This is a genomic window from Pseudomonas sp. B329 (assembly GCF_023127835.1).
In the GTDB taxonomy this organism is placed as follows: Bacteria; Pseudomonadota; Gammaproteobacteria; order Pseudomonadales; family Pseudomonadaceae; genus Aquipseudomonas; species Aquipseudomonas synxantha_A.
In genome coordinates, this window is record NZ_SPKP01000030.1 from 58,233 (window position 1) to 81,485 (window position 23,253).

Genomic DNA, 23,253 nt, shown 5'->3' on the forward strand with positions numbered 1-23,253 from the left:
TTTGTATGGGCGCTTAATAACAGCTCCTTACAATCCGATAGTCGGTCGATGTACGGCAATGTTTCTACGCTAATGTTGACAAGCTTCCTTAATGGTCAAAGTCGATATTAAGAAAAGAAGCAGCCTGAACAGAATGCACAACAACAACTTCAATGCATATTGTTTAGCCCGACGTATCAGTTATTACCGTCGACTTCGGTGTTGATCGCTGGGCTCAAGGAGTACTGACATGGCTATATTCGATTACAAGGGTCAAGATGCCCGTGTGCTGATTTCAGATGCCTGGAACCTCGCCACTTACACCAGCGGTGTCGCGACCGTAGGCGCGCTCTACAACCTTCCAGGGGCGGTACTGGGGGAGGGCAACACCTTTGCATTGCCCAAAGGCTGGCGTGAAATCGGCGCCAATGAACTGAGCGTTGATAGCAGTCACACCGATATCACCGGAAGCTTCACCGGCGATGGCGTGTTCGGTTCCCAGGCCAGGGTGTTTGGTCAATACGATGACAGTGGTCAATTGCTGAAAATGGGGTTTTCCATTGCCGGCACCAACTCCCTGACTGATCTGCTGGGCTGGCCGGCCATGATCGATAACTCGTATATCAACGGCTATGAGTACCTGCTCAATTCAATCAAGGATTACGCGATAGGCCACAACCTGAGCGGCAAGGATGTGCTGGTAACCGGCTACAGCCAGGGTGGCTCAGTCACTAACAGTATGTATATCGGCAAAGACACGCTGGCAGACGGTTTCTTCAAGGATTCGGGCTACTTTGGCATGGAGTCACCCAAGTCCAGCAACAGCGACGGAATCTACAACTTCGGTTTTGAAAACGATGTGGTGCACCGCCTCACCGGTCAGGAAACCAACGTGGGAAGCGCCATCATCGACGCTCTTCAGGGGAGTGACGCCAGTTACACCTCGACGACCGACAATATCGTGCTGTTCGATACGATCTACGCCCTGCCAACCTGGCCCAACGGTCCGTTTTCCATCGCCAACTTGTCAGGATGGGCCGCGCACCTCGAAGGTATTTTCATCAACCCCATCCAGCGCATCGCCCAGTCGACGTTCTACGATTACATCGAGCGCGATAGCACCATCGTGATCAGCAACCTCGACGCGATCAGCCGCAGCTTCACCTGGGTCAGCGACAAACAGACCGCCACCTCCAACCATTACGGTACACCGGCCTTCCTGCTGGGCACCGACAGTGCAGACAAGCTGCAGGATGGTCGCAGCGATGACTTCCTCGACGGGTTCAGTGGTAACGACAGTTTCCGGGTCAGTACCGGTACCGATATCGTTGCTGGCGGTGCAGGCGATGACAAAGTCTTTCTCAAAGGTACGGCGTCCGCCTACGAAGCCGTGAAACTGAGCGACGGTACGTTGTTTTTGAACGATAGCAGCGGCCAATACGGCCTTAAAGAACTGCATGGCGTAGAGCATGTCGAGTTCGAAACGGGCCTTGCCAACACGCTCGGTCAACTGCCTGTTATCGGTGGCATCTTCAGCGGTATCGGGCAGACGCTGACGCCGTCTTATACGGTCACCAACGGCAAGCTGGATTTCGATGGCCTGTTCGGCGCCGACAAGGCTTACGCCAGATCCATTGAAGGTAGCCAACTGGCCGACACCCTGAAAGGCACTGCAGCACGCGACCTGATATTCGGCCAGAACGGCAATGATCGGCTCGACGGTGGCGCCGGCAATGACCTGCTGCACGGCGGTGACGGCAACGACACGTTGCTGGGCGGCATGGGTAACGACTCGCTGTATGGCGCCAGCGGTAATGATGTTTTGATCGGCGGGCAGGGCAATGACCAGCTCAGTGGTGGCGTGGGCAGCGACTTGTTTGTGTTCGATCAGCGCGGGTTCGGCCACGACGTGATCAGCGACTTCAACATCCATCAGAACGGGCATGATCTGCTGGTGTTCGCCAAGTCGTTGTTTGCGAGCGCCGATGCTGTAATCGGGTCCACCACCCAGAACGGCAGTGACAGCGTGATTCTGGCGGGGGACAGCAGTGTCACCCTGGTGGGGTTCAATGCGGCACAGCTGAGCGCAGAGATGATCAGCGTGGTTTGATGCGGCATCGGTACAGTTGGCGGTAAAACCTCACAGGATCGCTGATGCTGTGGGGTTTTTTCTTGCTTATCGTTTTATAGCAATCTATATCCCGCAGTATCGCGTTTTCCTCACTTGCCGGTAGCCATCATGTGCTTGCTTCGCATGACTACGGCTCGATCAGGCCTTGATCGCTCAGCGCTGCGCGGGCAATCCAATCCCGGTGCGATGCCAGTACGAAGGCTTTCTTCAAGGGTTTGTTGCAGCATCAACAACTCCTCACGCTGCACTTTTAGTGTGGCTTCGATTTGCTGTATCTCCTCCAGACGTACATTGATCTGTTCCAGAGTGAGCGATTTGGAGCAGCTCCCGTCATGAAGGAAAAGGCCACGAATGGTGTCGAGGGAAAACCCCAGCCTTTGCGCGTGGATCACGACTTCCAGGCGTTTAATGGTGGACTCGCTGTAATAGCGATAGTTGTTCATGTCGCGCGTGGGGGCGTCCAGCAGGCCTTGCTCCTCGTAGTAGCGTATTGCTGAAGCAGCAAGGCCGGTACGTCGCGCAATCTCGCCTATCTTCATTTTTTGCTTGACCTTCAAGTTGACTTTAATCCGCAGTATAAGCCGCAGCGTAATCCGGAAGGTAATCGGATTGGGCTGGATAAACACCGTTGACCTACGTGGAATGTGAAGAATGAGCAAAATAACCGAGTTGCTGAATTGGCGTTATGCGACGAAAAGTTACGATTCGTCCAAGACAATACCTGCTGAAAAGCTGGAGCGAATCCTGGAGGCGGTACGACTGACGGCGACGTCGAGCGGGCTCCAGCCATTTGAATTGCTGGTGGTGACCAATCCGCAAATTCGCGAAAAGATTAAGGCGGTCAGCTGGAATCAGTCTCAGGTGACCGACTGCTCTCATTTACTGGTGTTCGCCGCCTGGGATGACATCACGCCTGAGCGTGTCAACATGATGTTCGACCTGACCAATACGGTACGAGCTACCGTCAACCAGGGTTGGGAAGATTACCGTCAAATGCTCCTCGGTATAGTCGCCGAGCGTGGGCAGGAGGCCAACTATCAAGCGGCTGCGCGCCAAGCCTATATCGGCCTCGGCTCGGCTTTAATCGCCGCGGCATCCGAGCAAGTCGATGCGACGCCCATGGAAGGTTTCGACCCATCGGCTGTCGATGAGATTCTGGGACTGGGAGCCAGGCATCTGCGCAGTGTGGTGCTCCTGCCTTTGGGGTATCGGGCAGCAGAGTCTGACTGGCTGGTAAACCTGAAAAAAGTACGGCGCTCTCGCGAAAATTTCGTAACCGAAATCAACTAGGGAGAAGTGCAGCCGCTCCACATTGCAGCAATAGTGGGGCGCAGCTGCATGGGTAGAATCGAGTATTTGATCGTGAGTTCCTTGCCAATCATTGAGCGCGGCGCGCGAAGCGCCGCGCTTTGTATCACGCCACGATGTCGCTGACGGCTGCCTGGCCGACGGTGGTGACGAGGAAATCCGCCACACCGTGTCCGGAGAAGTCCACAGCCAAGGTGCCCAGGTTGGTACCCGAGGCATAGTTCAGCACAGCATCGCCGGCATGGCCGGTAAATGCATTGACGAAGCTCAAGCCCGCACCTTTGGTAATGCCCGACAGGTCGATCTTGTCGGAGCCCGAGGTGAAGTCAAAGATCTTGTCCGCAGCGCGTGGCGTGGAATCGGAACTGGCACCGTACACGAACGTGTCGTTGCCGGCGCCGCCCCACAATTGGTCTGCGCCGGCACCTCCGTAGATGAGGTCGTTACCGGCCCCGCCTTTGATGAGGTTGGCGACCTGGTTACCAATGATCAGGTCGTTGCCCGAACCGCCGAATGCGTTCTCGATGGTGACGCCCTTGGCGATCGACACGTTGCCCACCAGGCCGCCCACATCAGAAAACGAGGTGGCAGTAAGGTTGATCTTCTGGTTTTGAGTGAAACCGGAGAAGTCCAGAGTGTCTTTGCCGCCGCCGTCCCATACCGAAAACACCAGCTTGTCGGCATCGGATGTGGCAGTGAGGAAATCGCGCCCGGTATTGGAGTTGAACCCGTAGGTCGTGTCACCGGCGCGAGTGCTGTAGTTGGCACCGTAGAGCTTCTGGATCGCGGCGATGTCGTCGATCAGCGGGCCGGCAGCATAGGCTTCGACACCACCTTTACTGAAGTTCTGGTTGGTGTTGCTCTCGCTCCAGTAACTCATCACGGAGTAAGCATGTGTATCTTCGGCATATTTCGCATCCGAATACGACGGTTGACCCACACTGGCGTCGTACGAACCTGGGTGCTGCAGTCCAAGCGTGTGACCAATTTCATGGGTCAAGGTTTGACGACCGTAATTGCCGTTTGCCGGTGTTAAATTTTCTTGATAGTTTTGATTGGTATAAAACAACGCATCGCTATTTCCGCTGTTATTGGGGTAGAAGGCGAAAGCTGATCTGGCACCACCATGCTGCAGGTCATTACTATAATTGCCCAGTGATATATGTGCGTCACCTCCGCTTCTGGATTCGATGAATGAAATGTTGGCGACGTCCGACCAGGATTGGAACGAAAGGGCTGCTTGGGATCTCTGTTGAGCGTTGAATGCGCTGAATCCAGACACGTTCTCGGAGGCGTATGCTTGACTTTCTGAAGTCAGAAAGCTGTAGGTGAAGTTGTATTTCCCATTGTGGTCGTTGTCACCCCAATAGTAACCTCCTCGAGTTATTTCATCCGCGGCCTGCGCAATAGTGTAAGACGGCTTGCCCTGTGAGGAATTAAATCCTCCTCGATCATAGGTGTGTGAAAAATTATAGAGTGCCTGGTAATCGTCACTTGTTCGCAGCTGCGCCGAAGTGGTGAGTGGGCTAACAAGATTTTTCGCCAAGATAGTCATACGAGTACATTCCTTCGTGTCCATTGATTTGAAGTGTTATATGCTTATCACGTTTTCGTTGCCTTCTTGTTGTGGTAGTCATTTATAAAGGACTTATGGGTTTAGTGTTATTTAAAAATTAAATATGTTATATAACTTGTTGATATATTCTTAAAAATTATTAAGGCACCTTGGGTTGGTGAGTCAATTGACTGATTTTATTGCGGGGCGGTAATTCACGGTTCTCAAGGTGCATCCAAGAGGCGGTTAAGTAGTGTGGCGGCCTATTGATGGCTCGCCCTCAATATATTGATCACGGCCAGATCACTTCTCATGCTGACTCGGCCAATTAGCCGGTCAGTATGTAGAGATCGGTCGTGCAGCTGTCTTCTGCCTGGCATTGCTCTCGCTTCGAGATAACAACGAAAGCGAACGATTTGATCTCACTCGCCCGTAGATTGCTCTTGCAAAAAACCTTGGCCTCCACTCTTAAAAACTCCGTAGATTGACATCTACGGAGTTTTTTGCAGATGGGGGAACTATAGAAGCACCAAAATACTGAAGAGGACGTGCCAATACTTACTAATGTGTCGGGTTGGCAACTCCGGCCCGGGCATGAATTTTCTCGGCCGTCTCCTGTTTTGAGTGACCTCTACATGCGTTTACCGACACACATCAGGCATTGACAGACGTTAGTGGACTAATAGATTGGCCGTGATCTTTGACACGGTCATCCTCGATAACGATTTTGCTGCTGGAGGAAATGTAGTACTCGTTTGTCTTTGCTAGACCTTGGACGACCATTAAATAGCCTCTTGAATCGCTGCGCGTCCACGTGTCGCTATTACCTTGCTCTATTGGGTAGTAGTCCTCACTGGGGTTTGTATCAGTATGCCATGCACTTACTGCAATTTTGACAATTCTGCTTGCGCCGTTTGTGATTGTGATAGCCATATTTGCATTCCTTTTGGATTTTAAATTCCATGAGTTGGCTCCCTATTTAAAATAAAGCTGCAGACTTGCCACTGCTACAGAAAAGCCGTAGTTAGGTTAACTCGCTGGCGCCATATTCAATTGATACTGGAGTCCAGCTCGATGCTGGACTCCAAGTAAAATGTAATTTGTTGCATGTATATTGTTCTACCTGCTTCCGCAGTCAAGCCTACAGGCGGGAAAATGCAAGGTGTCATTACCTTGCCAACGCGTCGATTCCGACGAATGGTTAAATAAGATTTTGAAATAGTTGTTATTCACTCGAGTTCTTTCGCATAGGCCCATTGCCTAGTATTCAATCTGGAGTAAATAAGCACTTTAGCCCTCGCTGCTTCCACCCGGCTCGGCAACTCAATGATGGAAGTTTCTAGAGCCAGTTGGTTTTCGTAGAGCTTAGAGAGAATTGCGGAGCAGAAAAGATAAGGGCCTGCTCAGGTTTCCCTGGCAAGCCCTTGATATCTATGGTGCCCGAACCCGGAATCGAACCGGGACGCCCTTACGAGCGGGGGATTTTAAGTCCCATGCGTCTACCAGTTTCGCCATTCGGGCGGTAGCGCGGTGTAGCAGGGTTGGGAATATATAGATCCTGTCGCTTCGGCGCAACCTCGAAGCGCGCTTTCCTGCATAAAGATACCGATGAAAAAGCGTGGCAGATCAGTGATCTACAGGGCCTTGGGGTTAAGTCCTGATGAATGCTTGCGCCGCAGGAACAAGCCTCATAAATGACAGTCATAGCGACATGCCATCCCGGCAAATCGCAAAGGAGTCAGTTGATGCTCAGTGTCCGTAGGCGTTCTTGGATGATGGCTGCAGGCGTGGTGGGGCTGTTGGGTGCGGCGATAGCTGGCCCGGCGCAGGCGGCGAGTGCGGTGCGGTGGGGAGAGTTCAGTGCATCGTCGACAGACAGATTGACGGGCGCCTCGGTAGAGGCGGGCAATACCTATGTGTTGAAGTCGTCGAGTATTTCCGTCGGCGATATCGAGGCGTTGCAAGCGGCGCAAAAGCGTAGCGAAAGCGAGCTGCAAAGCCTGAAAACCAAAATGGATGATCAGGATCGTGCATTTGACGAGTTCAAGCGTAAAGACGGGTCGAGTTCCAGCAGCAGTGATAGCCAGTTGTCGAGTCTCAAGCGCACGGTGGATGAGCAGAAAAATACGATAGATCGGCAGAAAGACGAAATCGCCGGCCTCAAGCGCGGCCTGGATGATTTGAAGCGCAGTGTGGAGACGTTGAGCAGCAAGGTGAAGTAAAGGAGAGGGCTTGCTCGGGAAAGCGGTGCTTCAGTAACTGGCTCAGTGCCTGACGTACCGCATTCGTGAGCAAGATTTGTGTAATGCGCTGTGCCCGCGTTCAGTCAATCAGTGCCAGCAGGTCGGTAGTACCCACGTCCACGCCAGCCTGGGTCAGCAGTGTTGTTACCTGGCCCCGGTGGTGGGTCTGGTGGTTGAAAAAGTGCACCAGCAGGCTGAAGAAGGGCTTCTCGCCTGCCACGCCGCGCATGTTGTGGTAGCGCAGGCGCTGGTCCAGATGAGACTCCTGCAGCGTGTTGGCCCAATCAATGATCAATTGATCCAGCCAGGCGCGATGGGCTGACAGTTCACTCAAGTTGGCAAAGGCCAATTGCTTGAGATCCACCGGTGTAGGGATGTCACTCAACGGTGCCAACGCGCGAAAGCCCGCCGGATGTTCGGCAAAGCGCTTGAGCCAGACTGTGTCGCCCAGCATCAGGTGGTTCAAGGTGCCGAGGATCGAGCCGAAAAACGCCTGGCGATCCACCGTCAACTCCGCGTCGGTCAAGGTGCCGGCGGCGGCGTAGACCTTACGGTTCATCCATTGATTGTAGTGGGCCATCAACCCAATATGCTCGATGCGGTTCACCGCGGTTCTCCCTTGACGGCATGGTGGCGACATCATAAAGCTTGCCCGCCCGGCGGTCATGGTGTTCCATCGCAGGCGAACTATGTTTGATAAACGCCATTATTGCGCCCCGGGAGGGCGACACCATGAATACCAGCGATCTACTGGAACAACTGTGGCGAGCAGGGCAGCAAGGCGGCGGCGCTTCGGGCGGCGGCCTGGGCGGATTGCTTGGAGGTTTGTTGAAAAACGCCGGTACCGGCAATGCATCAGCGGGTGGCGGCTTGGGTGGTTTACTGGGTGGCCTGGGTGGCTTGTTGGGCGGCGCTCCGGCAGGCGGCACGACCCAGACGCGTAGCGGCGGCGGAATGAATTACGCGGCGCTGGCATCTCTCGGCATGGCCGCCTTCCAGGCGTATCAAGCGTGGCAACGTCAGCAGGCGAATGCACCGCAGCAAGCCATCCAGACCGTTGACCAGCTTGAAGGGCCTGAAGCCGAAGCCCATAGCCACGGCGTACTGCGTGCAATGATCGCAGCAGCCAAGGCGGACGGCAGGATCGATGAGCAAGAGAAAAAGATGATCTCTACCGAGATCGGCCGTCATACCGACGATCCACAACTGCAGCAGTGGCTCGACGCCGAAGTCGCCAAGCCACTGGATGCCGCAGATTTCGCTGAATATGCCAAGGACCCAGCAATCGCTTCGGAGATTTACCTGGCCAGCGTCCTGCTGGTCAATGATCAGCAGGACGCCGAGCGCAACTACCTGGACGATCTGGCCGGGCAGCTGCAAATCGACCCGCAGTTGCAGGTCCACCTGGAGCAACAGGCCAAGGCCTAGAACCTGAAAGTAGCCCCAGTGGTCAGCCACTGGGCACGGTCCCCAGTCAAACTGCGCCCGACCACCAGGTCCACGTCGACAAACTTGCCGACGTGGAATCTCGGCCCCGCCTGCCATGCTTGTTCACCGCCTTCCTGGCCATAGCGTTCGCCAATCAACGTCAACACCTGCGCAAGCTGGTATTCGAAACCCATGCCCCAGGTCAGGCGGTGCTGTTGCGCGCCGTCGTTATAGGCATGGTTCCAGCCGGCATTCAGGTTCAGGCGCAATGCATCCATGGCCTGCCACGTTAACGGCAGGTTGAAGTCAGCGCCGTCGAATGCGTGCTGACGATCGAGAGCAATGTGCGCCCCAGCGGCGACTGCCAACTCCAGCCCCAGGTCTTCTCGTGACAACAGCTGCGCCTTCACCTGTGGGCTGACTTGCGTTTCGCCCTTTCCCGCGTCAGTGGCCCGCGATAACGCCGCGCCCCACTGCACCCATGGCATACCACTGAACGTGCAGGCCGGGGACAAGGTTTCGTTGTGCGTACTGCCTGCGTGCCGATTGGCGGTGTGCCAGGCATCGATGTTGCATTCGCCAGGCGCATTGATCGCGCCATCATCCACCACGTAGGCGCCGCCGGCAGCATTCGCCTTGGAAACCAGGGCGAGGATCAACAGCGTGCCCAGCGTCACGCCGATAAAGATCAGGTTGCGCTGCAGGGCGCGGCGCTTGGCCGGTGGCAAGAGCAGCAGGGTGGGACGCGCCCTGCGCAAATGGCGCGCGCGATATTTGGCAAACCCGTCCGGGTGCTTCGGGTTGTGTGGGTTGTGCATGATGCACCTCGCTTGAATTCAGCTTTCTACGGTCAGCACCGAAATGCCGCTGGCTTTGGCCTGGCAGACCAGCTCCGAGGTATCGTCACCGCCGGGCAGGGCGATGATCAGGTCGGGGCGGCTGTCGGCCAGCATGAAGTGGTTGCGCTGGCGTTCCGCCTGCTTGCCGTGGCGCTGCCAATTGGGTGGGTAGCGCACCACGTCTATACCGATTTCCCGCGCCCATTCCTCGATCTCGCTGCCGAGGAACTGGTTGCCGCCGTGGATCAACACCTGCACTGGGTGCAGGCGGTGGTAAGCGTCCAGCACGTGGCGGGACTTTTTGGTGTCGGCGTAATGACGACCTGCACAGATCAAGACGCGCATAGGGAGCATCCTTGTATTGCGCGGTGGCGGCCGGGCGACCACCACCGTTTGAATGGCGGGGGATCAGTACCACTGCTTGAAGCGGCGGATGTAGATCGTTTTCATCAGTTGAGCGACGCAGCAGTAAGCCAGCAGGGTGCCTACCAGCCATGGGAAGTACGCCATCGGCAGCGGTTGCAGACCCACCAGGGTGCCCAGCGGCGAGAACGGCACGTAGATGCCCAAGGCGATCACGATGCAGGTCATCATCAACACCGGCCAGGCGGCCGTGCTCTGGAAGAACGGAATCTTGCGGGTGCGCAGCATATGCACCACCAGGGTTTGCGAAAGCAGCCCTTCGATAAACCAGCCGGACTGGAACAGGGTCTGCATTTCCACACTGTTGGCCGAGAACACGTACCACATCAGGGCAAAGGTGGTGATGTCGAAGATTGATGAGGTCGGCCCGATCCAGATCATGAAGCGGCCGATATTTTTTGCATCCCACTTGCGCGGTTTGGCCAGGTATTCCTTGTCCATCTTGTCCCACGGCAGAGCCAATTGGGAGATGTCGTACATCAGGTTCTGCAGCAGCAGGTGGATCGCCAGCATCGGCATGAACGGAATGAACGCACTGGCTACCAGCACCGAGAACACGTTGCCGAAGTTGGAGCTGGCGGTCATGTTCAGGTACTTCATGATATTGCCGAAGGTTTCGCGGCCCTTGAGCACGCCTTCTTCCAGCACCATCAGGCTCTTTTCCAGCAGGATGATGTCGGCCGACTCCTTGGCGATATCCGTGCCGCTGTCCACCGAAATACCCACGTCGGCATCCCGTAGCGCCGGTGCATCGTTGATGCCGTCGCCGAGAAAGCCCACCGTATGGCCGTTGGCTTGCAGCGCCTTGAGCACACGGGATTTTTGCAGCGGTGTCAGCTTGGCGAACACCGTGCGTTCTTCCACGCGGCGCAGCAGGGTGGCGTCGTCCATGGCTTCGATTTCCACGCCCAGCAGCGGCTCGCCTGGCTCAAGACCGACCTGACGGCAGATCTTGCTGGTGACCACCGCGTTGTCGCCGGTCAACACTTTGACCGCCACGCCAATCTGTTGCAGCGCGGCAATTGCCGGGCCCGCGGTTTCCTTCGGCGGGTCGAGGAAGGTCAGGAAGCCCTGGATCACCAGGTTGCGTTCATCGGCAGTGGTGTATTGCTGACGCGCCAATGCCTTGGGGATATGGCGGGTTGCGACCACCAGTACCCGGAAACCGTCTTCGTTGTAGTCGTTGGCAATCGCCAGCAGTGCCTCGCGACGGCGATCGTCCAGGGGTACGGCGGCGCCGTCTTCCAGGGTGTGGGTTGAAATGCTCAGCATCTCTTCCACGGCCCCTTTGCACACCAGCAACTGGTCACCGGCGGCATCCTTGACCACGATCGACAGGCGACGGCGTACAAAGTCGAAGGGCAATTCATCGACCTTGCTGTAGGCAAATGGCACCTGGAACTTGGGGTTTTGCGCCGAGAACTGCACCACGGCCTGGTCCATCAGGTTCTTCATGCCGCTCTGGTGAAAGCTGTTGAGCCAGGCCAGGGACAGCACCGCGTCGTCGCGCTGGCCGAAGGCGTTGACGTGATGCTCAAGGATGATCTTGTCCTGGGTCAGGGTGCCGGTCTTGTCGGTGCACAGCACATCCATTGAACCGAAGTTCTGGATCGCGTTGAGGCGCTTGACCACCACTTTGCGCTTGGCCATGGCTGTCGCGCCTTTGGCCAGGTTGGCACTGACGATCATCGGCAGCATTTCCGGGGTCAGGCCGACGGCCACCGCCAGGGCAAACAGGAAGGCATCGCCCCAGTCCCCCTTGGAGAAGCCATTGAGGAAGAACACGATCGGCACCATCACCAACATGAAGCGGATCAGCAGCCAACTGACACTGTTCACGCCACGGTCGAAGGCGGTTTGCACCCGCGAGCCGACAATCGCCTTGGCCAGGGAGCCGAAGTAAGTGCGCGGTCCGGTAGCCACCACCACCGCCTTGGCGCGGCCGCTCACCACGTTGGTGCCCATGAAGCAGATGTTCGGCAGGTCCAGCAGATTGCCTTGGTCGGCGGCGAGGTTGGAGGCGGATTTTTGCGTGACATCGCCCAGGGTGTCGTACTTCTCCACCGGCAAGGCTTCACCGGTCAGCACGGCCTGGCTGATAAATAGGTCGCGTGACTCGATCAGGCGGATGTCGGCGGGGATCATGTCGCCGGCCGACAACTGCACGATGTCGCCGGCCACCAGATCGCGCATCGGCACTTCGCGCAAAGTGGGCTGGGCGCCGACCTGTTCGCGACGTAGCACGGTGGCGGTGGTGCGTACCATCGCCTTCAGGGCCTCGGCGGATTTGGCCGAGCGGTGTTCCTGCCAGAAGCGCAGCAGGCTGCTGAGCAACACCATGGTCATGATGATGATGACTTTGGTCAGATCGACTTCTTCACCCGCCTGCAGTGGCAACCAATAGTCGGTGACAAAGCTGATGCCGCCCAGGGTCAACAGCACGTAGATGAACGGGTTGTTCAGTGCCTGCAGGAACTGGACGATGGCGTGTGGCGGCTTGTCATGGGCGACTTCGTTATAGCCTTCCCGTTGCAGACGCGCCGAGGCGTCCAGTTCGGTCAGACCGTCCTGGGTGGCTCGTACATTGGCGAGGGTGGCCGCCAGGCCATTCTGGGCTTCACGGGCGGCGCGCATCGACAGCTTGGTGTCGGCAGCGGTGCCATTTTTCTTGTGCAGAGGCGTGTTTTTTACGGCGCTCATTGTCTGTACTCCTGTCGCCAATTCTCGACAAAACATACCCAGTACTTACCTGCATACAGGCGAGCGAAAGCATGCCGAGCCGCGGACTTCGCGATCGGTTTAAATAAAGTGTTCAGGTAACTTCTACAATGCCCGCTAACAGCGCATTAATTAACTTGCGCGCAGCGGGCTCCTACTGGACTTGTTCATAAAGAACTCCAGGGCATCAATAAGAAAGTTGTTGTTTCCAGCCAGGTCAGGCGGCGCGAGCGCTCACGTAAAGACCGAGCATCAAGCTGGCTTGCGCCAGGCTGGAAACCTTGGGTCTCTGTGGGTCTTGAGGGTCGGCGTGATCCCAGTGCTGCACCAGTTGGCCGCTGTCAGGGCAGATACGCCAGTGCGCCAGCGGCGGTACCGGGCGTACTTGGGAGGAGGGTGCAGCAAAGGCCGGGCGGGTTGGCCTGAAGCCCACGGGCTCGCGGCACAGCTTGGCGCGCAAGGCTGCGGCCAGTGTAGGTACATCGGGTAAAGCAATGAGTTGGAAGGTCATAACACACCTCGGGACCGGACACGCGACCGGTGAGGCAGTTACGGTGGAGCATCGAGCTCTAGCGCAGCTTACCGGACCTGGAAGGCGAGTCCTGTCATATTCTGGGTTTGGCGCCCGATGCCCGCAGAGGCGGTGCTCGGACAGCGACTAGATACTGTGTCCATTGGCTTCTTTTGTGAGGTTTAAAAAAGGCCCCAGTTGCGGGCACGGGCAATCTACTCAGAGCGTTACAGAATGTCAACGCATGATTAACTAAATTAGTCCGCGTTCAGAGTTTGTTCAGACAAGAGGCATGTTCAAGTTACTGGCCAGATAACTTTATATACCTTGCGCGGCGAGTATCGCCAGATAGATCAATACTAAACCGCACGCCGCATAACTCACGCGTTGCCAGGTCGGTGATGCGTTCTTGCGCAGCAGATTCACCAACGCGGCGGTGAGAAAACACGAGAGCACCGACGCCAGCATGAATCCGGCAAAAAACGTCAGGGTCTGCCCTTGGCTGGGGGTTGCGCCGACGATGCCCGACAGGGCGCTGCCCAGGGCGCCCCAGTAGACAATATTCTTCGGGTTGGCCAGGGAGATCGCCGCGCCTACGGCCAACGCATTTTTGCCTGAGCTGGCAGGGACGTTGTCGGTTGCGGGTAACTGCCACGCATCAATCAGGCTGCGGATGCCCAGCCAGGCCAGGTACAGCGCGCAGAAGATCGTCAGTGGCACTCGCACCGCATCATGCTGAATCAGCAGTGCAATACCGGTGAGGCCGATCACTGCCCAGACCGCATCGCCTACGAGGGAACCAAACTGCACCATCAGGGCCGGTGTGAAACCATGCAGCAAGCCGCGACGCAGGGTCTCTGCCAGCACCGCGCCAGGAGACAGGCAAAACACAAAACCGAATACCAGCGCATAGACAAAGATCGACAGCATGCTCGTGTCCTTTCAGGAAAGTGCGAAAGCATACGTCAGCGCAGGGTTAAGAAACCATGCAGATTTGAATGGTCCACGATCCAAATGTGGGAGGGGGCTTGCCCCCGATAGCAGTGTGTCAGTCAGCTCATCTGTAGCTGACCCTCCGCTATCGGGAGCAAGCCCCCTCCCACATTGAGGCTATACGCTCAAGTTCAACCTTCAATTCATCCGCGCCGAGGCTGGCAAATGGCAGCGCAAAAAACGCCTCGCAGCGAGCGGCAATAATGTCGAGGGTGGCCTTGAATGCAGCGTCTACCTGGGCTTCATCACCCTGCACGTGGGAAGGGTCCTGCAACCCCCAATGCGCCTTCACCGCCGCACCGAAATACACAGGGCAAGCTTCCCCGGCCGCGTTGTCGCACACCGTGATGACCACATCCGGCGGGCTGCCTTCAAAGGCGTCATTGCCCTTGCTGTACAAACCTTCGGTGCTGATGCCGGCTGCCTGCAGCGTGCTCAGGCTGCGGGGCAAAACCTGGCCCTTGGGGAAACTGCCGGAGCTGATCGCTTCGAAGCCCTCAGGCGCCATATGATTGAACATGGCTTCGGACAAAATACTGCGACAACTGTTAGCGGTACACATGAAAAGCACTTTCATTGCAGGCTCCTTTAAACGCTCAGGCGCAAGGCGAGGGCAGCGAGGGTGATCAACAGCACCGGCAAAGTCAGCACGATCCCGACCTTGAAGTAGTAACCCCAAGTGATAGTGATGCCTTTGCGTGCCAGGATATGCAGCCACAGCAAGGTGGCCAAACTGCCTATGGGGGTGATTTTAGGGCCCAGGTCGCTGCCGATCACATTGGCGTAGATCATCGCGTCCTTGACCACGCCCACAGCATGGCTGGACTCGATGGAGAGTGCGCCGATCAGCACCGTCGGCAGGTTATTCATCGCCGATGAGAGCAGTGCCGTCAGCACCCCGGTGCCCATAGCCGCGCCCCACACACCATAGGTGGCGAAAGTGTCGAGCCAGGTGGCCAGGTAGTCGGTCAGGCCGGCGTTACGCAGCCCATACACCACCAGGTACATGCCCAGGGAAAAGATCACGATCTGCCAGGGCGCTTCCTTGAGGACTTTACGCGTGGAAATCTTATGGCCCTTGGCGGCAATCACCAGCAGCAGTACGGCGCAGACGGCGGAAATCGCACTGATGGGAATGCCCAGAGGTTCCAGGGCGAAACAGCCGATGAGCAGAATACCCAGTACCCACCAACCGGCGCGGAACGTCGCGGGGTCATGGATGGCACTGGCGGGCTCTTCCAGGTCGGCCGGGTCGTAGGTTTGGGGAATGTCCCGGCGGAAAAACCACAGCAGCACTGCCAGGGTCGCGGCCACGCTGACCAGGTTCACCGGCACCATCACGGCGGCATATTCGTTGAAGCCGATCTTGAAGTAGTCCGCCGAGACGATGTTTACCAGGTTCGACACCACCAATGGCAGGCTCGCCGTATCGGCGATAAACCCCGCGCCCATGACGAATGCCAGGGTCGCTGCCGGTGAAAAACGCAGGGCCAGCAGCATCGACATCACGATGGGCGTGAGAATCAACGCCGCACCGTCATTGGCAAACAGCGCCGACACCAGCGCACCCAGCAGCACCATATAGGCAAACAACCGCCGTCCGCGGCCACGCCCCCAACGCGCCACATGCAGGGCTGTCCAGGCAAAGAAGCCGGCTTCGTCCAGCAACAGGCTGATGATGATCAGTGCGACGAAGGTACCGGTGGCATTCCAGATGATGTGCCACACCACCGGGATGTCCGCCAGGCTGATCACCCCGCAACCCAGGGCCAGGATCGCGCCCAGGCTGGCACTCCAGCCCACGCCAAGGCCCTTGGGCTGCCAGATGACCAGTACGATGGTGACGAGGAAAATCGCAATTGCGACAAGCATGAATAAACGCTCCGATGGCTCAGCAGCAGGTGCTGGCCCGTTGTGGTCTGTCGCCCATTGCATCCAGACGCAGCGCGTCGTTCTGCAACCATGGCTGGTTGGCTTGCAGGGTGGTGTCCAACACCTGTGTGACCCAGGCGGGCAGTGCCGGGTTGATGCGGTAGTAGATCCATTGCCCTTGACGGCGGTCCAGCAGCAGCCCGCAACTGCGCAGTTGCGCCAGATGACGGGAGATCTTCGGCTGGCTATCGTCCAAGGCATGGATCAGTTCGCATACGCAAAGTTCGCCTTCGCGCAGGATCAATAGGGTCATCCGAGCGCGGGTGGCATCAGCCAGGCACTTGAACAGGGTGGGAGGAGAGAGGAGATCCGACATGATCAGGGTATCCATATATGGTTATTCGAATATACGTATTTCCATATGTTTCGGTCAAATCCTGTTTCAGTTGATGTGGATCAAATGCCCGTGAAACAGCCACAACTGTTTGAAATTAAAATGAAACACAAAGGTCCTACAGTGCCTGCTCATTGCTGATGAAGGAAGAACCCGCGTGACCCGTGCCACTCGCAACCTGCGCAAGACCCTGGATTCCGTCGCGGAAAATAACGAAACCGCGGCGTTCGACCTGATGCGCGCCGTGGAAAAACTCGGTGACGAAGTGCTGCGCCAGCGCCTGCTCAATACCATCCACCGGCTCAACCAGGACGCGTACGAACTGCGTGAAGCGCGGGATTCGGTGGAGCAGGTTTCGGTGAGGCTCGCCTGAGCAAGATCGTTCAAGACAAGCCCCTGATTGCACTGGCATGCTTGTCGACTGTCCGTCGATGAGCCGTTTCCATGCCCACTGCATTACCTCATTACGCCTTCACTCGCGGCGCCATCGCCGTTATTCCCTTGTCTCTTGCCTGCGCCCCGTGGGGGTTGCTCGCCGGCTCCATGGCCATCGATGCGCAATTTACCCCGCTGCAAGCCCAAGGCTTGTCTGCCATCGTGTTTGCCGGTGCGGCGCAGTTGGTGGCCATCGGCATGGTCAAGAGCGGTGCCAGCCTGATATCCATCGTACTCACCACTTTGTTACTGACCTCCCAGCATCTGCTCTATGGCATGCACATGCGTCCCACGCTGTCGTCGCTCAATGTCCGGTGGCGCATGAGCCTGGGTTTCCTGCTGACCGATGAATTCTTTGCCCTGGTCAACCACTATGACCGCCAGACCTTCAATCGCTGGTACGCATTGGGCGTCGGCCTGACGTTTTACATCATCTGGAACCTCTTCACCCTGGCCGGCATTGTGTTGGGCAAAAGCATTCCGGGCCTTGATCAGCTGGGGCTGGAGTTTTCCATTGCCGCAACCTTTATCGCCCTGATCACTCCGGTGGTGCGCGATGTGCCGACCGTGGTGTGTGTCGCGATCTCGCTGCTGTGTTCGGTGTGGTTGAGTTATTTGCACTGGGAGTCGGCGGTAGTGGTCTCGGGTGTACTGGGGATGAGCGCAGGTTTTGCCTGCAAGCGATTGGGAGTTGGGCAGCCATGATTTACCTGATGATTGTGGCCATGGGTCTTGTGGTGTTTTTCAACCGCTACCTGTTTATCGAGCCACGTTTGCCGGTGAGGCTTAATCGTGGCGCCCGTGAGTTCCTGGGTTTTGCCGTGCCGGGGATGCTTACGGCGATCTGCGGGCCGATTATTTTCCTGGCCGATCATCGGCTCAACTTGAGCCCGAGCAACCCTTACTTGCTCGCAGGTATCTGCGCCGTGGCCTTGATGTTCTGGACGCGCAGTGTGCTGATCACTGTGCTGTTGAGCATGGCGCTGTTCTATCTGTTTCGCTGGTGGTTCTGACGCCAGGGCAAAAAAAAGCCCGCGGGAGGGCGGGCAGAAGGGAGACTTCCAAAAAATGAGCTTGGCCACTATAGACGGCGGGTTGGCCCGTCACAGTGAAACAAAGTTCATGGGCGCGTCAGTTGGCCGCGGCACAGTGGTAGAGTCACGGTTTTTCCAAGGAAGCACAGGCATGTTCAAGATGGTAATCGGCGCATTGGTACTGGCCGCACTGGCCGGTTGCGCGGGCTCGAAGATGAAAGAGGCGCGTGCAGGCAGCCCCTATAAAATCCTGGCATCGGACAAGGCCACCCTGGTGGTCGCCCAGTGCATTCAGTTCGGCTGGCAGGATGAGCGCGTGTTCGGCGTTGATGCCGGCGGTTTCAAAGAGCCCACCGAGGCAGGTGGCTACACCGTCTACACCACGGCCGGCGACTACTTTGTTGACATACAAAGCACAGGGGCGGGTTCTACCGTCAAATACTATGCCGTGGAGGACAACATGCCAGCCAAACGTCGCCTGGCAGCGCTTGCCACTTGTCTGTAATACCTTGCCTTGACCCGATTCCGAAACGCCTGGCGGGACAGCCGCCGGGCATTGCCTTATGATTCAATCGCTCGCTCGACGTGATGGCTCTTTACCGGTACACGGATGTCGAGGCTTAAACGTCGAGCGAGCACCTCTTTGTTCAGCCTCAACGCGGCATAAAACCCAAGTGCCAGCGCCGCGGAATCATCAATGTCACCAGCCCCAATAACCCCGCCAATGCACCACTGACCCACAGTGCGCGCAGTCCCATTTGCTGCTCCAGCAGTGCGCCGATCACGGCACCGACAAACATTCCGGCCCACGGAATCAATTGCACGCGCCAACCATTGCGACGCTCGCCCATTACCCAGCGCCCCAGCCCGCGACCAAAGCGTGAGAGCGCCCCGGTGACGTAAGTGAGCCCCACGGGTAATCCGTTCACTTCTTCGACCGCCGCGTTGAGCATGCCCATGGCAATAATTGCCGCGAGCAACGCGGGCAAGGTGTCGGTCGCCGGCAACAGCGCCGCGCCGCAGAGCAAGGCGCCGATGCACAGCAACAACGGCAGTGCGTGGCGCTTGCTGAAACGGCTGACCACCACACCCAAGGCATTACCGACCACAAAGGTGGCAACCAGCAACACCAGACGCCCGGTGAGCCCCAGGTCACCCGCGCTGATGGCCACCGCCAGGCGCGTGGTGTTGCCGCTCATGAACGAGACGAAATCGCCGCTGGCCATAAAGCCAATGGCATCGGTCATGCCCGCCAGCACCGACAGGCAGGCCACCAGCATCAAGCCCACGCGGCCACGCCAGCGCTGGCGATGGGCGAGCGTGGCATTGGTATAAGGCTTGCGGGACGAAGGCAGCATGGGGCTGGGTTCCACGATGAGATTATTCGGCCACTACCGTAGGACGCTTTGCGTGTATGCGCAATGACTTCAGGCACGTTCCAGTTGCCAGCCTGTGGGGTGCCAGGTCAGATGATGAGTCGGCGCGATCGCCTGCAAGAATGCAGGGTCGTGTGACACGGCCAGCATCGCGCCGGTAAATCCCTTCAAGGCCTGCTCAAAGGCAAGCACCGACTCCAGGTCCAAGTGGTTGGTGGGTTCATCCAGGAGCAACAATTGCGCTGGTGTATCACGCCACAAGGCAACGGCCATGGCGGCTTTCAAGCGCTCGCCACCGCTGAGTTGCCCGGTCGGCCGCGTGACCCGCGAAGCATCCAGCTGCAGCAGCGCCAGGCGCGTGCGCAGTTCGGCTTCGGCCAACGGCGTGTCGAGCAGGTTGAGCTGCTCGACAACGCTGCACCGGTCATCCAGCAACACCAGCTGCTGATCGATATAAGCGCTGGGCACCGCAACTGTGCACCCGCCACTGATCGCCTGCCACTGGCCTGCGAGTAATTTGAGCAGGGTGGATTTACCGCAACCGTTCGGCCCGCGTACGGCAACGCGTGCGGCCCCCGACAGGCTGATCGTCAGGTAGGTGCCCGACGCCTTGGGGTCGAGCCAGGGCAATTGCGCACGTTCCAGAGTCAGGACCTGCCGGCCGTTGGGTACTGCCGAGCCTGGCAAGGCGAGCAGGGTCGGCGTCTCATCCACTACGCGCGCGTAGGCTTGGCGCACCTGGGCGTCGAGTTGGTGTTTGTGATCGTGGTGGGCACTGCGCACCGTGCTGACGACTTCCTTGGCAGCGCTTTTCCAGCGGGACTTGGTAAAACGGTCGACGTTGGCGGTCTCGGCCTGCTTGCGTGAGCGCGCAGCATGGCGCTGGAGGCTGTCATGGTCTTTTTGCAAGCGCCGACGCTCACGGCTACGTTCCTGGCGCGCATGTTCCCATGCGGCGATAGCGGCGTGCTGTTGGGTATCGCGTTGCTGTCGATAGGCAGCGTAGTTGCCGCCATACACCTGAACGCCAAGGGGCGATAATTCGATGATGCGCGCCATGGTGTCGAGTAATTGGCGGTCATGGCTGACCACCACCAGGCCGCCGCGCCAATCAGCCAGTTCGCGCAACAGCCACTCGCGCCCGGCGCTGTCGAGGTGGTTGCTGGGTTCGTCCAGAATCAACAACTGCGGCGCCGCCAACAGCGCTCCGATCAGCGCGACCCTGGCCAGTTGGCCGCCGCTGAGTCGGTCGGCCTCGGTGTCGGCGGTGAGTGTTGGCAAGCCTGCGGCATCCAATGCCAGGCGCAGACGCTCTGCGAGGTCCCAGCGATCATCGATCAGTTCCAGATCGCCCAGGCGGCCGTCGCCGCGTGCCATACGCTCCAGGGCGGCCAGGGCAGGGGCGGTGCCGGTGATATGGGCGACCGTTTCTCCCGCTTGAATCGACAACGCCTGGGGCACATAGATCAGGCTGAGTGGTCTTTTCAATGTGCCTGAGGACGGTTGCAGGATGCCGGCCATCAACTTCGCCAGGATACTTTTGCCACGGCCATTGCGCCCGACGATGCCGGTGTGGGTGCGATCAATGGACAGGTTCACGTCCTCCAGCAAGGTTTCGCCATTGGCGAACTGGAAAGACACATGTTGCAGGGAAACAAGAACGGGCAGCCGGTTGACGTCAGTCATCAGCACCTCCAAAAAAATGTCGAACAGGCCAACAAGCGCGCCAGGCGGCTCGTTGCGGATACATTTTGGAAGGCTTAGTTATTCACGTCGGCGCTCGTCCCATAAATCAAAAGGGGCGCAAAGGCTAACCCACCTTGGCTTTGTGCGGCAAGTCTTCGGCCAGCTTCTCCAGGAACATCGCCAGGGCGACTTCCTCGGCTTTCAGACCCTTGCGCACTCGTGGTTTGGGCAGTTTCGACAGTTCGCCGAGGCTGAAATGCTCAAGCACCGCGGGGTGGATGTAGCACTTGCGGCACACGGCGGGCGTGTTGCCCAACTGCCTGGCCACGTCCTTGACCATTCCTACCACGTGTCGCTTGGCGTCTGACTCCGGCTGCCACGCCAACTCGCGCAACACCGCCAATGCCATCGCCGTGCCCGCCCAGGTGCGGTAGTCCTTGGCGGTGAAGTCTTCGCCGGTGAGTTCGTGCAGGTAAGCGTTGACGTCATGGGAACTGACGGTGTGGCGTTCACCGTCTTCGTCCAGGTACTGGAACAGGTTCTGCCCGGGCAATTCCATGCAGCGCTTGACCACGCGGGCCAGGCGTCGGTCCTTGACGCTCACTTGGTGCTCGACACCGCTTTTGCCGCGAAACTGAAACTGGATTTCGCTGCCCTTGATGTCCACATGGCGATTGCGCAGGGTGGTCAGGCCGTAGGATTTATTCTCGCGGGCGTATTGGGTATTGCCGACGCGGATCAGCGTGGCGTCCAGCAACGTCACCACCGTGGCCAGCACCTTTTCGCGGGTAAAGCCGGGCTCGGCGATTTGGGCTTCCAGCTGTTTGCGCAATTTTGGCAAGGCGCTGCCGAATGCCTGCAACCGCGAATACTTGTCGCTGTCACGCACTTCGCGCCAGCGTGGGTGGTAACGGTATTGCTTGCGGCCACGGGCGTCGCGGCCGGTGGCTTGCAGATGGCCGCGCGGGTCGGCGCAGATCCACACATCGGTGTAGGCAGGCGGTACCGCCAGCGCGTTCAGACGTTTTATTTCATCAGCATCGGTAATGCGCTGGCCTTTTGCGTCCAGGTATTGAAACTTGCCCCGCAGCTTTTTACGGCGGATTCCAGGCTGGGTGTCATCCACATAATGCAGGTCACGGGGCAGGTCGGCGGGCAACGAAGAGTCGGGCATGGTGCGGGTTCCTTGGCAACAAATCAGGCCGGTATGTCAGATTGACCGCAGCGTTTTGCGGTCGTGCCAATTGCTTAAGCCAGCACCGCCACTGCCTTGATTTGCGCCCATAGCACCTGGCCCGGATGCAGTTGCAGCTGGTCGCGGGAGAAACGCGTGATACGTGCCAGCAAGGGTGTGCCGCCGGCATCCAGGCGTACCAGGACATGGGCGCTGTTATCCGCCCCCATGTCCTGGATGACCGTCACGGGCAAACGATTGAGGATGCTGCTGTGTTCGTCCGCTTGCAGGTTGAGGCTCACATCCCGTGCCTGGATCTTGACCCGCAACGGTTTACCCACCGCCACCGGCGCATGGGCCACGCGAATCTGCAATCGGCAGTCAGGCAGTTGCAGGGTGAGCAACTGATAGTGCGCGTCGTAGGCAATGACGCTGCCGGCGATCACCACGCCGGCATCGTCGCCCAGGGCCAGGGGCAAATCGAGACGCGCCAGGGTTTCGCCGATGGGGCCGCTGGCCAGGGCCTTGCCGTCGCTGAGCAGGACGATATGGTCGGCCAGGCGCGCGACTTCATCCTGGGCATGGCTGACGTAGAGCACCGGGATATCCAGCTCGTCGTGCAGGCGCTCCAGGTACGGCAGGATCTCGTTTTTGCGTTTGCTGTCCAAGGCGGCCAGCGGTTCATCCATCAGTAACAGCCTGGGGCTGGTGAGCAAGGCCCTGGCGATACCGATGCGCTGACGCTCGCCCCCGGACAGGTGTTGTGGGTGACGCTCAAGCAGGTGACCGATGCCCAGCAGCTCGGTGGCCTGGGCCATATCCACACGCCGTTGCGTGCGCGGAATGCGCTTGAGGCCGAACTCCAGATTGGCCCGCACCGACAGGTGAGCAAACAGGCTTGCCTCTTGGAATACATACCCCAAGGCGCGTTTATGCGGTGGTACGAACAGCCCGTTGCGGCTGTCTTGCCAGACCTCATCATTGATCTGTACAAAACCCTCCTCGGCGCGCTCCAAACCGGCGATACAACGCAGGCAGGTGGTCTTGCCGGAGCCGGACTGCCCATATAACGCGGTCACCCCGCGCCCAGGCAATTGCAGGTCCACGTCCAGCGCAAAGGCGGAATATTTCAAGTTCAGGCGTATATCAATCAT

24 protein-coding genes and 1 tRNA gene are annotated in these 23,253 nt (G+C 58.0%); 8 read left to right on the forward strand and 17 right to left on the reverse strand.

Annotated features, from left to right (window positions below; genetic code table 11):
- Positions 1 to 229: 229 nt before the first annotated feature.
- On the forward strand, positions 230 to 2,089 hold the full coding sequence (locus tag E4P00_RS17010; protein WP_078821308.1) for a calcium-binding protein: 1,860 nt from the start codon (positions 230 to 232) through the stop codon (positions 2,087 to 2,089).
- Between the two features lie 110 nt (positions 2,090 to 2,199).
- Here the strand turns inward: E4P00_RS17010 and E4P00_RS17015 are convergent, their stop codons facing one another.
- Positions 2,200 to 2,736, reverse strand: coding sequence for a MerR family transcriptional regulator (locus E4P00_RS17015; RefSeq protein ID WP_236648006.1), 537 nt, complete (start codon positions 2,734 to 2,736; stop codon positions 2,200 to 2,202).
- A 25-nt stretch (positions 2,737 to 2,761) separates the two neighbouring features.
- Between E4P00_RS17015 and E4P00_RS17020 the strand changes: the two genes are divergently transcribed.
- Positions 2,762 to 3,400, forward strand: coding sequence for an NAD(P)H-dependent oxidoreductase (locus E4P00_RS17020; RefSeq protein ID WP_078821309.1), 639 nt, complete (start codon positions 2,762 to 2,764; stop codon positions 3,398 to 3,400).
- Positions 3,401 to 3,524: 124 nt separating this feature from the next.
- Here the strand turns inward: E4P00_RS17020 and E4P00_RS17025 are convergent, their stop codons facing one another.
- From E4P00_RS17025 to E4P00_RS17035, 3 genes are all read right to left on the reverse strand, one after another.
- Positions 3,525 to 4,973 carry a serralysin family metalloprotease gene (locus E4P00_RS17025; protein ID WP_248132209.1) on the reverse strand — a complete coding sequence of 483 codons (1,449 nt, stop codon included), beginning with the start codon at positions 4,971 to 4,973 and terminating at the stop codon, positions 3,525 to 3,527.
- A gap of 654 nt (positions 4,974 to 5,627) precedes the next feature.
- Positions 5,628 to 5,906 carry a hypothetical protein gene (locus E4P00_RS17030; RefSeq protein WP_032875536.1) on the reverse strand — a complete coding sequence of 93 codons (279 nt, stop codon included), beginning with the start codon at positions 5,904 to 5,906 and terminating at the stop codon, positions 5,628 to 5,630.
- Between the two features lie 501 nt (positions 5,907 to 6,407).
- Positions 6,408 to 6,494 (reverse strand) — tRNA-Leu (locus E4P00_RS17035).
- Positions 6,495 to 6,718: 224 nt separating this feature from the next.
- Between E4P00_RS17035 and E4P00_RS17040 the strand changes: the two genes are divergently transcribed.
- Positions 6,719 to 7,195, forward strand: coding sequence for a hypothetical protein (locus E4P00_RS17040; RefSeq protein WP_228308390.1), 477 nt, complete (start codon positions 6,719 to 6,721; stop codon positions 7,193 to 7,195).
- A gap of 100 nt (positions 7,196 to 7,295) precedes the next feature.
- Here E4P00_RS17040 and E4P00_RS17045 read toward each other — a convergent pair whose 3' ends face one another.
- Complete coding sequence (locus E4P00_RS17045; RefSeq protein ID WP_223018347.1) at positions 7,296 to 7,823, reverse strand: DinB family protein; 528 nt, start codon at positions 7,821 to 7,823, stop codon at positions 7,296 to 7,298.
- Positions 7,824 to 7,948: 125 nt separating this feature from the next.
- On the opposite strand from E4P00_RS17045, the gene E4P00_RS17050 reads away from it, so the two are divergent.
- Complete coding sequence (locus E4P00_RS17050) at positions 7,949 to 8,644, forward strand: tellurite resistance TerB family protein (RefSeq protein WP_248132210.1); 696 nt, start codon at positions 7,949 to 7,951, stop codon at positions 8,642 to 8,644.
- On the opposite strand, the gene E4P00_RS17055 is transcribed toward E4P00_RS17050, so the two are convergent.
- The 8 genes from E4P00_RS17055 to E4P00_RS17090 all read right to left on the reverse strand — a co-directional run bounded on the left by E4P00_RS17055 (position 8,641) and on the right by E4P00_RS17090 (position 16,376).
- Positions 8,641 to 9,462: a hypothetical protein gene (locus tag E4P00_RS17055; RefSeq protein ID WP_103735129.1), complete on the reverse strand. Its 822-nt coding sequence runs from the start codon at positions 9,460 to 9,462 to the stop codon at positions 8,641 to 8,643. The genes E4P00_RS17050 and E4P00_RS17055 overlap by 4 nt on opposite strands.
- An 18-nt stretch (positions 9,463 to 9,480) precedes the next feature.
- Complete coding sequence (locus E4P00_RS17060; protein ID WP_005788155.1) at positions 9,481 to 9,828, reverse strand: DUF2493 domain-containing protein; 348 nt, start codon at positions 9,826 to 9,828, stop codon at positions 9,481 to 9,483.
- Between the two features lie 63 nt (positions 9,829 to 9,891).
- Positions 9,892 to 12,606, reverse strand: a complete 2,715-nt coding sequence (gene mgtA / locus E4P00_RS17065) for a magnesium-translocating P-type ATPase (protein ID WP_248132211.1) — start codon at positions 12,604 to 12,606, stop codon at positions 9,892 to 9,894.
- A 235-nt stretch (positions 12,607 to 12,841) separates the two neighbouring features.
- Positions 12,842 to 13,135: a hypothetical protein gene (locus tag E4P00_RS17070; protein WP_078821317.1), complete on the reverse strand. Its 294-nt coding sequence runs from the start codon at positions 13,133 to 13,135 to the stop codon at positions 12,842 to 12,844.
- Positions 13,136 to 13,453: 318 nt separating this feature from the next.
- Positions 13,454 to 14,065 (reverse strand): LysE family transporter, encoded by a 612-nt coding sequence (locus E4P00_RS17075; protein WP_032875515.1) that lies wholly within the window; start codon positions 14,063 to 14,065, stop codon positions 13,454 to 13,456.
- A 148-nt stretch (positions 14,066 to 14,213) separates the two neighbouring features.
- The gene (locus E4P00_RS17080; protein ID WP_032875512.1) at positions 14,214 to 14,705 is read right to left on the reverse strand and encodes an arsenate reductase ArsC; all 492 of its coding nucleotides are present in this window, start codon (positions 14,703 to 14,705) and stop codon (positions 14,214 to 14,216) included.
- Positions 14,706 to 14,716: 11 nt separating this feature from the next.
- Positions 14,717 to 16,000 (reverse strand): arsenic transporter, encoded by a 1,284-nt coding sequence (locus E4P00_RS17085; protein WP_248132213.1) that lies wholly within the window; start codon positions 15,998 to 16,000, stop codon positions 14,717 to 14,719.
- 19 nt (positions 16,001 to 16,019) lie between these two features.
- Positions 16,020 to 16,376, reverse strand: a complete 357-nt coding sequence (locus tag E4P00_RS17090; RefSeq protein ID WP_078821421.1) for a metalloregulator ArsR/SmtB family transcription factor — start codon at positions 16,374 to 16,376, stop codon at positions 16,020 to 16,022.
- 175 nt (positions 16,377 to 16,551) lie between these two features.
- Here E4P00_RS17090 and E4P00_RS17095 point away from each other — a divergent pair, with 175 nt between their 5' ends.
- The 4 genes from E4P00_RS17095 to E4P00_RS17110 all read left to right on the forward strand — a co-directional run bounded on the left by E4P00_RS17095 (position 16,552) and on the right by E4P00_RS17110 (position 18,368).
- Positions 16,552 to 16,767: a hypothetical protein gene (locus E4P00_RS17095; protein ID WP_005788169.1), complete on the forward strand. Its 216-nt coding sequence runs from the start codon at positions 16,552 to 16,554 to the stop codon at positions 16,765 to 16,767.
- 71 nt (positions 16,768 to 16,838) lie between these two features.
- On the forward strand, positions 16,839 to 17,534 hold the full coding sequence (locus tag E4P00_RS17100) for an AzlC family ABC transporter permease (RefSeq protein ID WP_248132215.1): 696 nt from the start codon (positions 16,839 to 16,841) through the stop codon (positions 17,532 to 17,534).
- On the forward strand, positions 17,531 to 17,842 hold the full coding sequence (locus E4P00_RS17105) for an AzlD domain-containing protein (protein WP_005788173.1): 312 nt from the start codon (positions 17,531 to 17,533) through the stop codon (positions 17,840 to 17,842). Before E4P00_RS17100 ends, E4P00_RS17105 begins: the two co-directional genes overlap by 4 nt.
- Positions 17,843 to 18,014: 172 nt before the next feature.
- Positions 18,015 to 18,368 (forward strand): hypothetical protein, encoded by a 354-nt coding sequence (locus tag E4P00_RS17110; protein WP_248132217.1) that lies wholly within the window; start codon positions 18,015 to 18,017, stop codon positions 18,366 to 18,368.
- A gap of 148 nt (positions 18,369 to 18,516) precedes the next feature.
- Here the strand turns inward: E4P00_RS17110 and E4P00_RS17115 are convergent, their stop codons facing one another.
- From E4P00_RS17115 to modC, 4 genes are all read right to left on the reverse strand, one after another.
- Entirely contained in the window at positions 18,517 to 19,221 is a 705-nt protein-coding gene (locus E4P00_RS17115) for a YoaK family protein (RefSeq protein WP_032875504.1), read from the reverse strand.
- 69 nt (positions 19,222 to 19,290) lie between these two features.
- Positions 19,291 to 20,925, reverse strand: coding sequence for an ABC-F family ATP-binding cassette domain-containing protein (locus E4P00_RS17120; protein ID WP_248132219.1), 1,635 nt, complete (start codon positions 20,923 to 20,925; stop codon positions 19,291 to 19,293).
- A gap of 124 nt (positions 20,926 to 21,049) precedes the next feature.
- Positions 21,050 to 22,099, reverse strand: coding sequence for a DNA topoisomerase IB (locus E4P00_RS17125; RefSeq protein WP_005788182.1), 1,050 nt, complete (start codon positions 22,097 to 22,099; stop codon positions 21,050 to 21,052).
- Positions 22,100 to 22,173: 74 nt separating this feature from the next.
- Positions 22,174 to 23,253, reverse strand: coding sequence for a molybdenum ABC transporter ATP-binding protein (gene modC, locus E4P00_RS17130; protein ID WP_248132221.1), 1,080 nt, complete (start codon positions 23,251 to 23,253; stop codon positions 22,174 to 22,176).

Excerpts from the sequence above, each read along its gene's own strand:
- E4P00_RS17010 (WP_078821308.1), top strand. The coding sequence starts at position 230 with ATGGCTATATTCGATTACAAGGGTCAAGATGCCCGTGTGCTGATTTCA.
- E4P00_RS17020 (WP_078821309.1), top strand. The coding sequence starts at position 2,762 with ATGAGCAAAATAACCGAGTTGCTGAATTGGCGTTATGCGACGAAAAGT.
- E4P00_RS17025 (WP_248132209.1), bottom strand. The coding sequence starts at position 4,973 with ATGACTATCTTGGCGAAAAATCTTGTTAGCCCACTCACCACTTCGGCG.
- E4P00_RS17030 (WP_032875536.1), bottom strand. The coding sequence starts at position 5,906 with ATGGCTATCACAATCACAAACGGCGCAAGCAGAATTGTCAAAATTGCA.
- E4P00_RS17040 (WP_228308390.1), top strand. The coding sequence starts at position 6,719 with ATGCTCAGTGTCCGTAGGCGTTCTTGGATGATGGCTGCAGGCGTGGTG.
- E4P00_RS17050 (WP_248132210.1), top strand. The coding sequence starts at position 7,949 with ATGAATACCAGCGATCTACTGGAACAACTGTGGCGAGCAGGGCAGCAA.
- E4P00_RS17055 (WP_103735129.1), bottom strand. The coding sequence starts at position 9,462 with ATGCACAACCCACACAACCCGAAGCACCCGGACGGGTTTGCCAAATAT.
- E4P00_RS17060 (WP_005788155.1), bottom strand. The coding sequence starts at position 9,828 with ATGCGCGTCTTGATCTGTGCAGGTCGTCATTACGCCGACACCAAAAAG.
- mgtA (WP_248132211.1), bottom strand. The coding sequence starts at position 12,606 with ATGAGCGCCGTAAAAAACACGCCTCTGCACAAGAAAAATGGCACCGCT.
- E4P00_RS17070 (WP_078821317.1), bottom strand. The coding sequence starts at position 13,135 with ATGACCTTCCAACTCATTGCTTTACCCGATGTACCTACACTGGCCGCA.
- E4P00_RS17075 (WP_032875515.1), bottom strand. The coding sequence starts at position 14,065 with ATGCTGTCGATCTTTGTCTATGCGCTGGTATTCGGTTTTGTGTTTTGC.
- E4P00_RS17080 (WP_032875512.1), bottom strand. The coding sequence starts at position 14,705 with ATGAAAGTGCTTTTCATGTGTACCGCTAACAGTTGTCGCAGTATTTTG.
- E4P00_RS17085 (WP_248132213.1), bottom strand. The coding sequence starts at position 16,000 with ATGCTTGTCGCAATTGCGATTTTCCTCGTCACCATCGTACTGGTCATC.
- E4P00_RS17090 (WP_078821421.1), bottom strand. The coding sequence starts at position 16,376 with ATGTCGGATCTCCTCTCTCCTCCCACCCTGTTCAAGTGCCTGGCTGAT.
- E4P00_RS17100 (WP_248132215.1), top strand. The coding sequence starts at position 16,839 with ATGCCCACTGCATTACCTCATTACGCCTTCACTCGCGGCGCCATCGCC.
- E4P00_RS17105 (WP_005788173.1), top strand. The coding sequence starts at position 17,531 with ATGATTTACCTGATGATTGTGGCCATGGGTCTTGTGGTGTTTTTCAAC.
- E4P00_RS17110 (WP_248132217.1), top strand. The coding sequence starts at position 18,015 with ATGTTCAAGATGGTAATCGGCGCATTGGTACTGGCCGCACTGGCCGGT.
- E4P00_RS17115 (WP_032875504.1), bottom strand. The coding sequence starts at position 19,221 with ATGCTGCCTTCGTCCCGCAAGCCTTATACCAATGCCACGCTCGCCCAT.
- E4P00_RS17120 (WP_248132219.1), bottom strand. The coding sequence starts at position 20,925 with ATGACTGACGTCAACCGGCTGCCCGTTCTTGTTTCCCTGCAACATGTG.
- E4P00_RS17125 (WP_005788182.1), bottom strand. The coding sequence starts at position 22,099 with ATGCCCGACTCTTCGTTGCCCGCCGACCTGCCCCGTGACCTGCATTAT.
- modC (WP_248132221.1), bottom strand. The coding sequence starts at position 23,253 with ATGATTGATATACGCCTGAACTTGAAATATTCCGCCTTTGCGCTGGAC.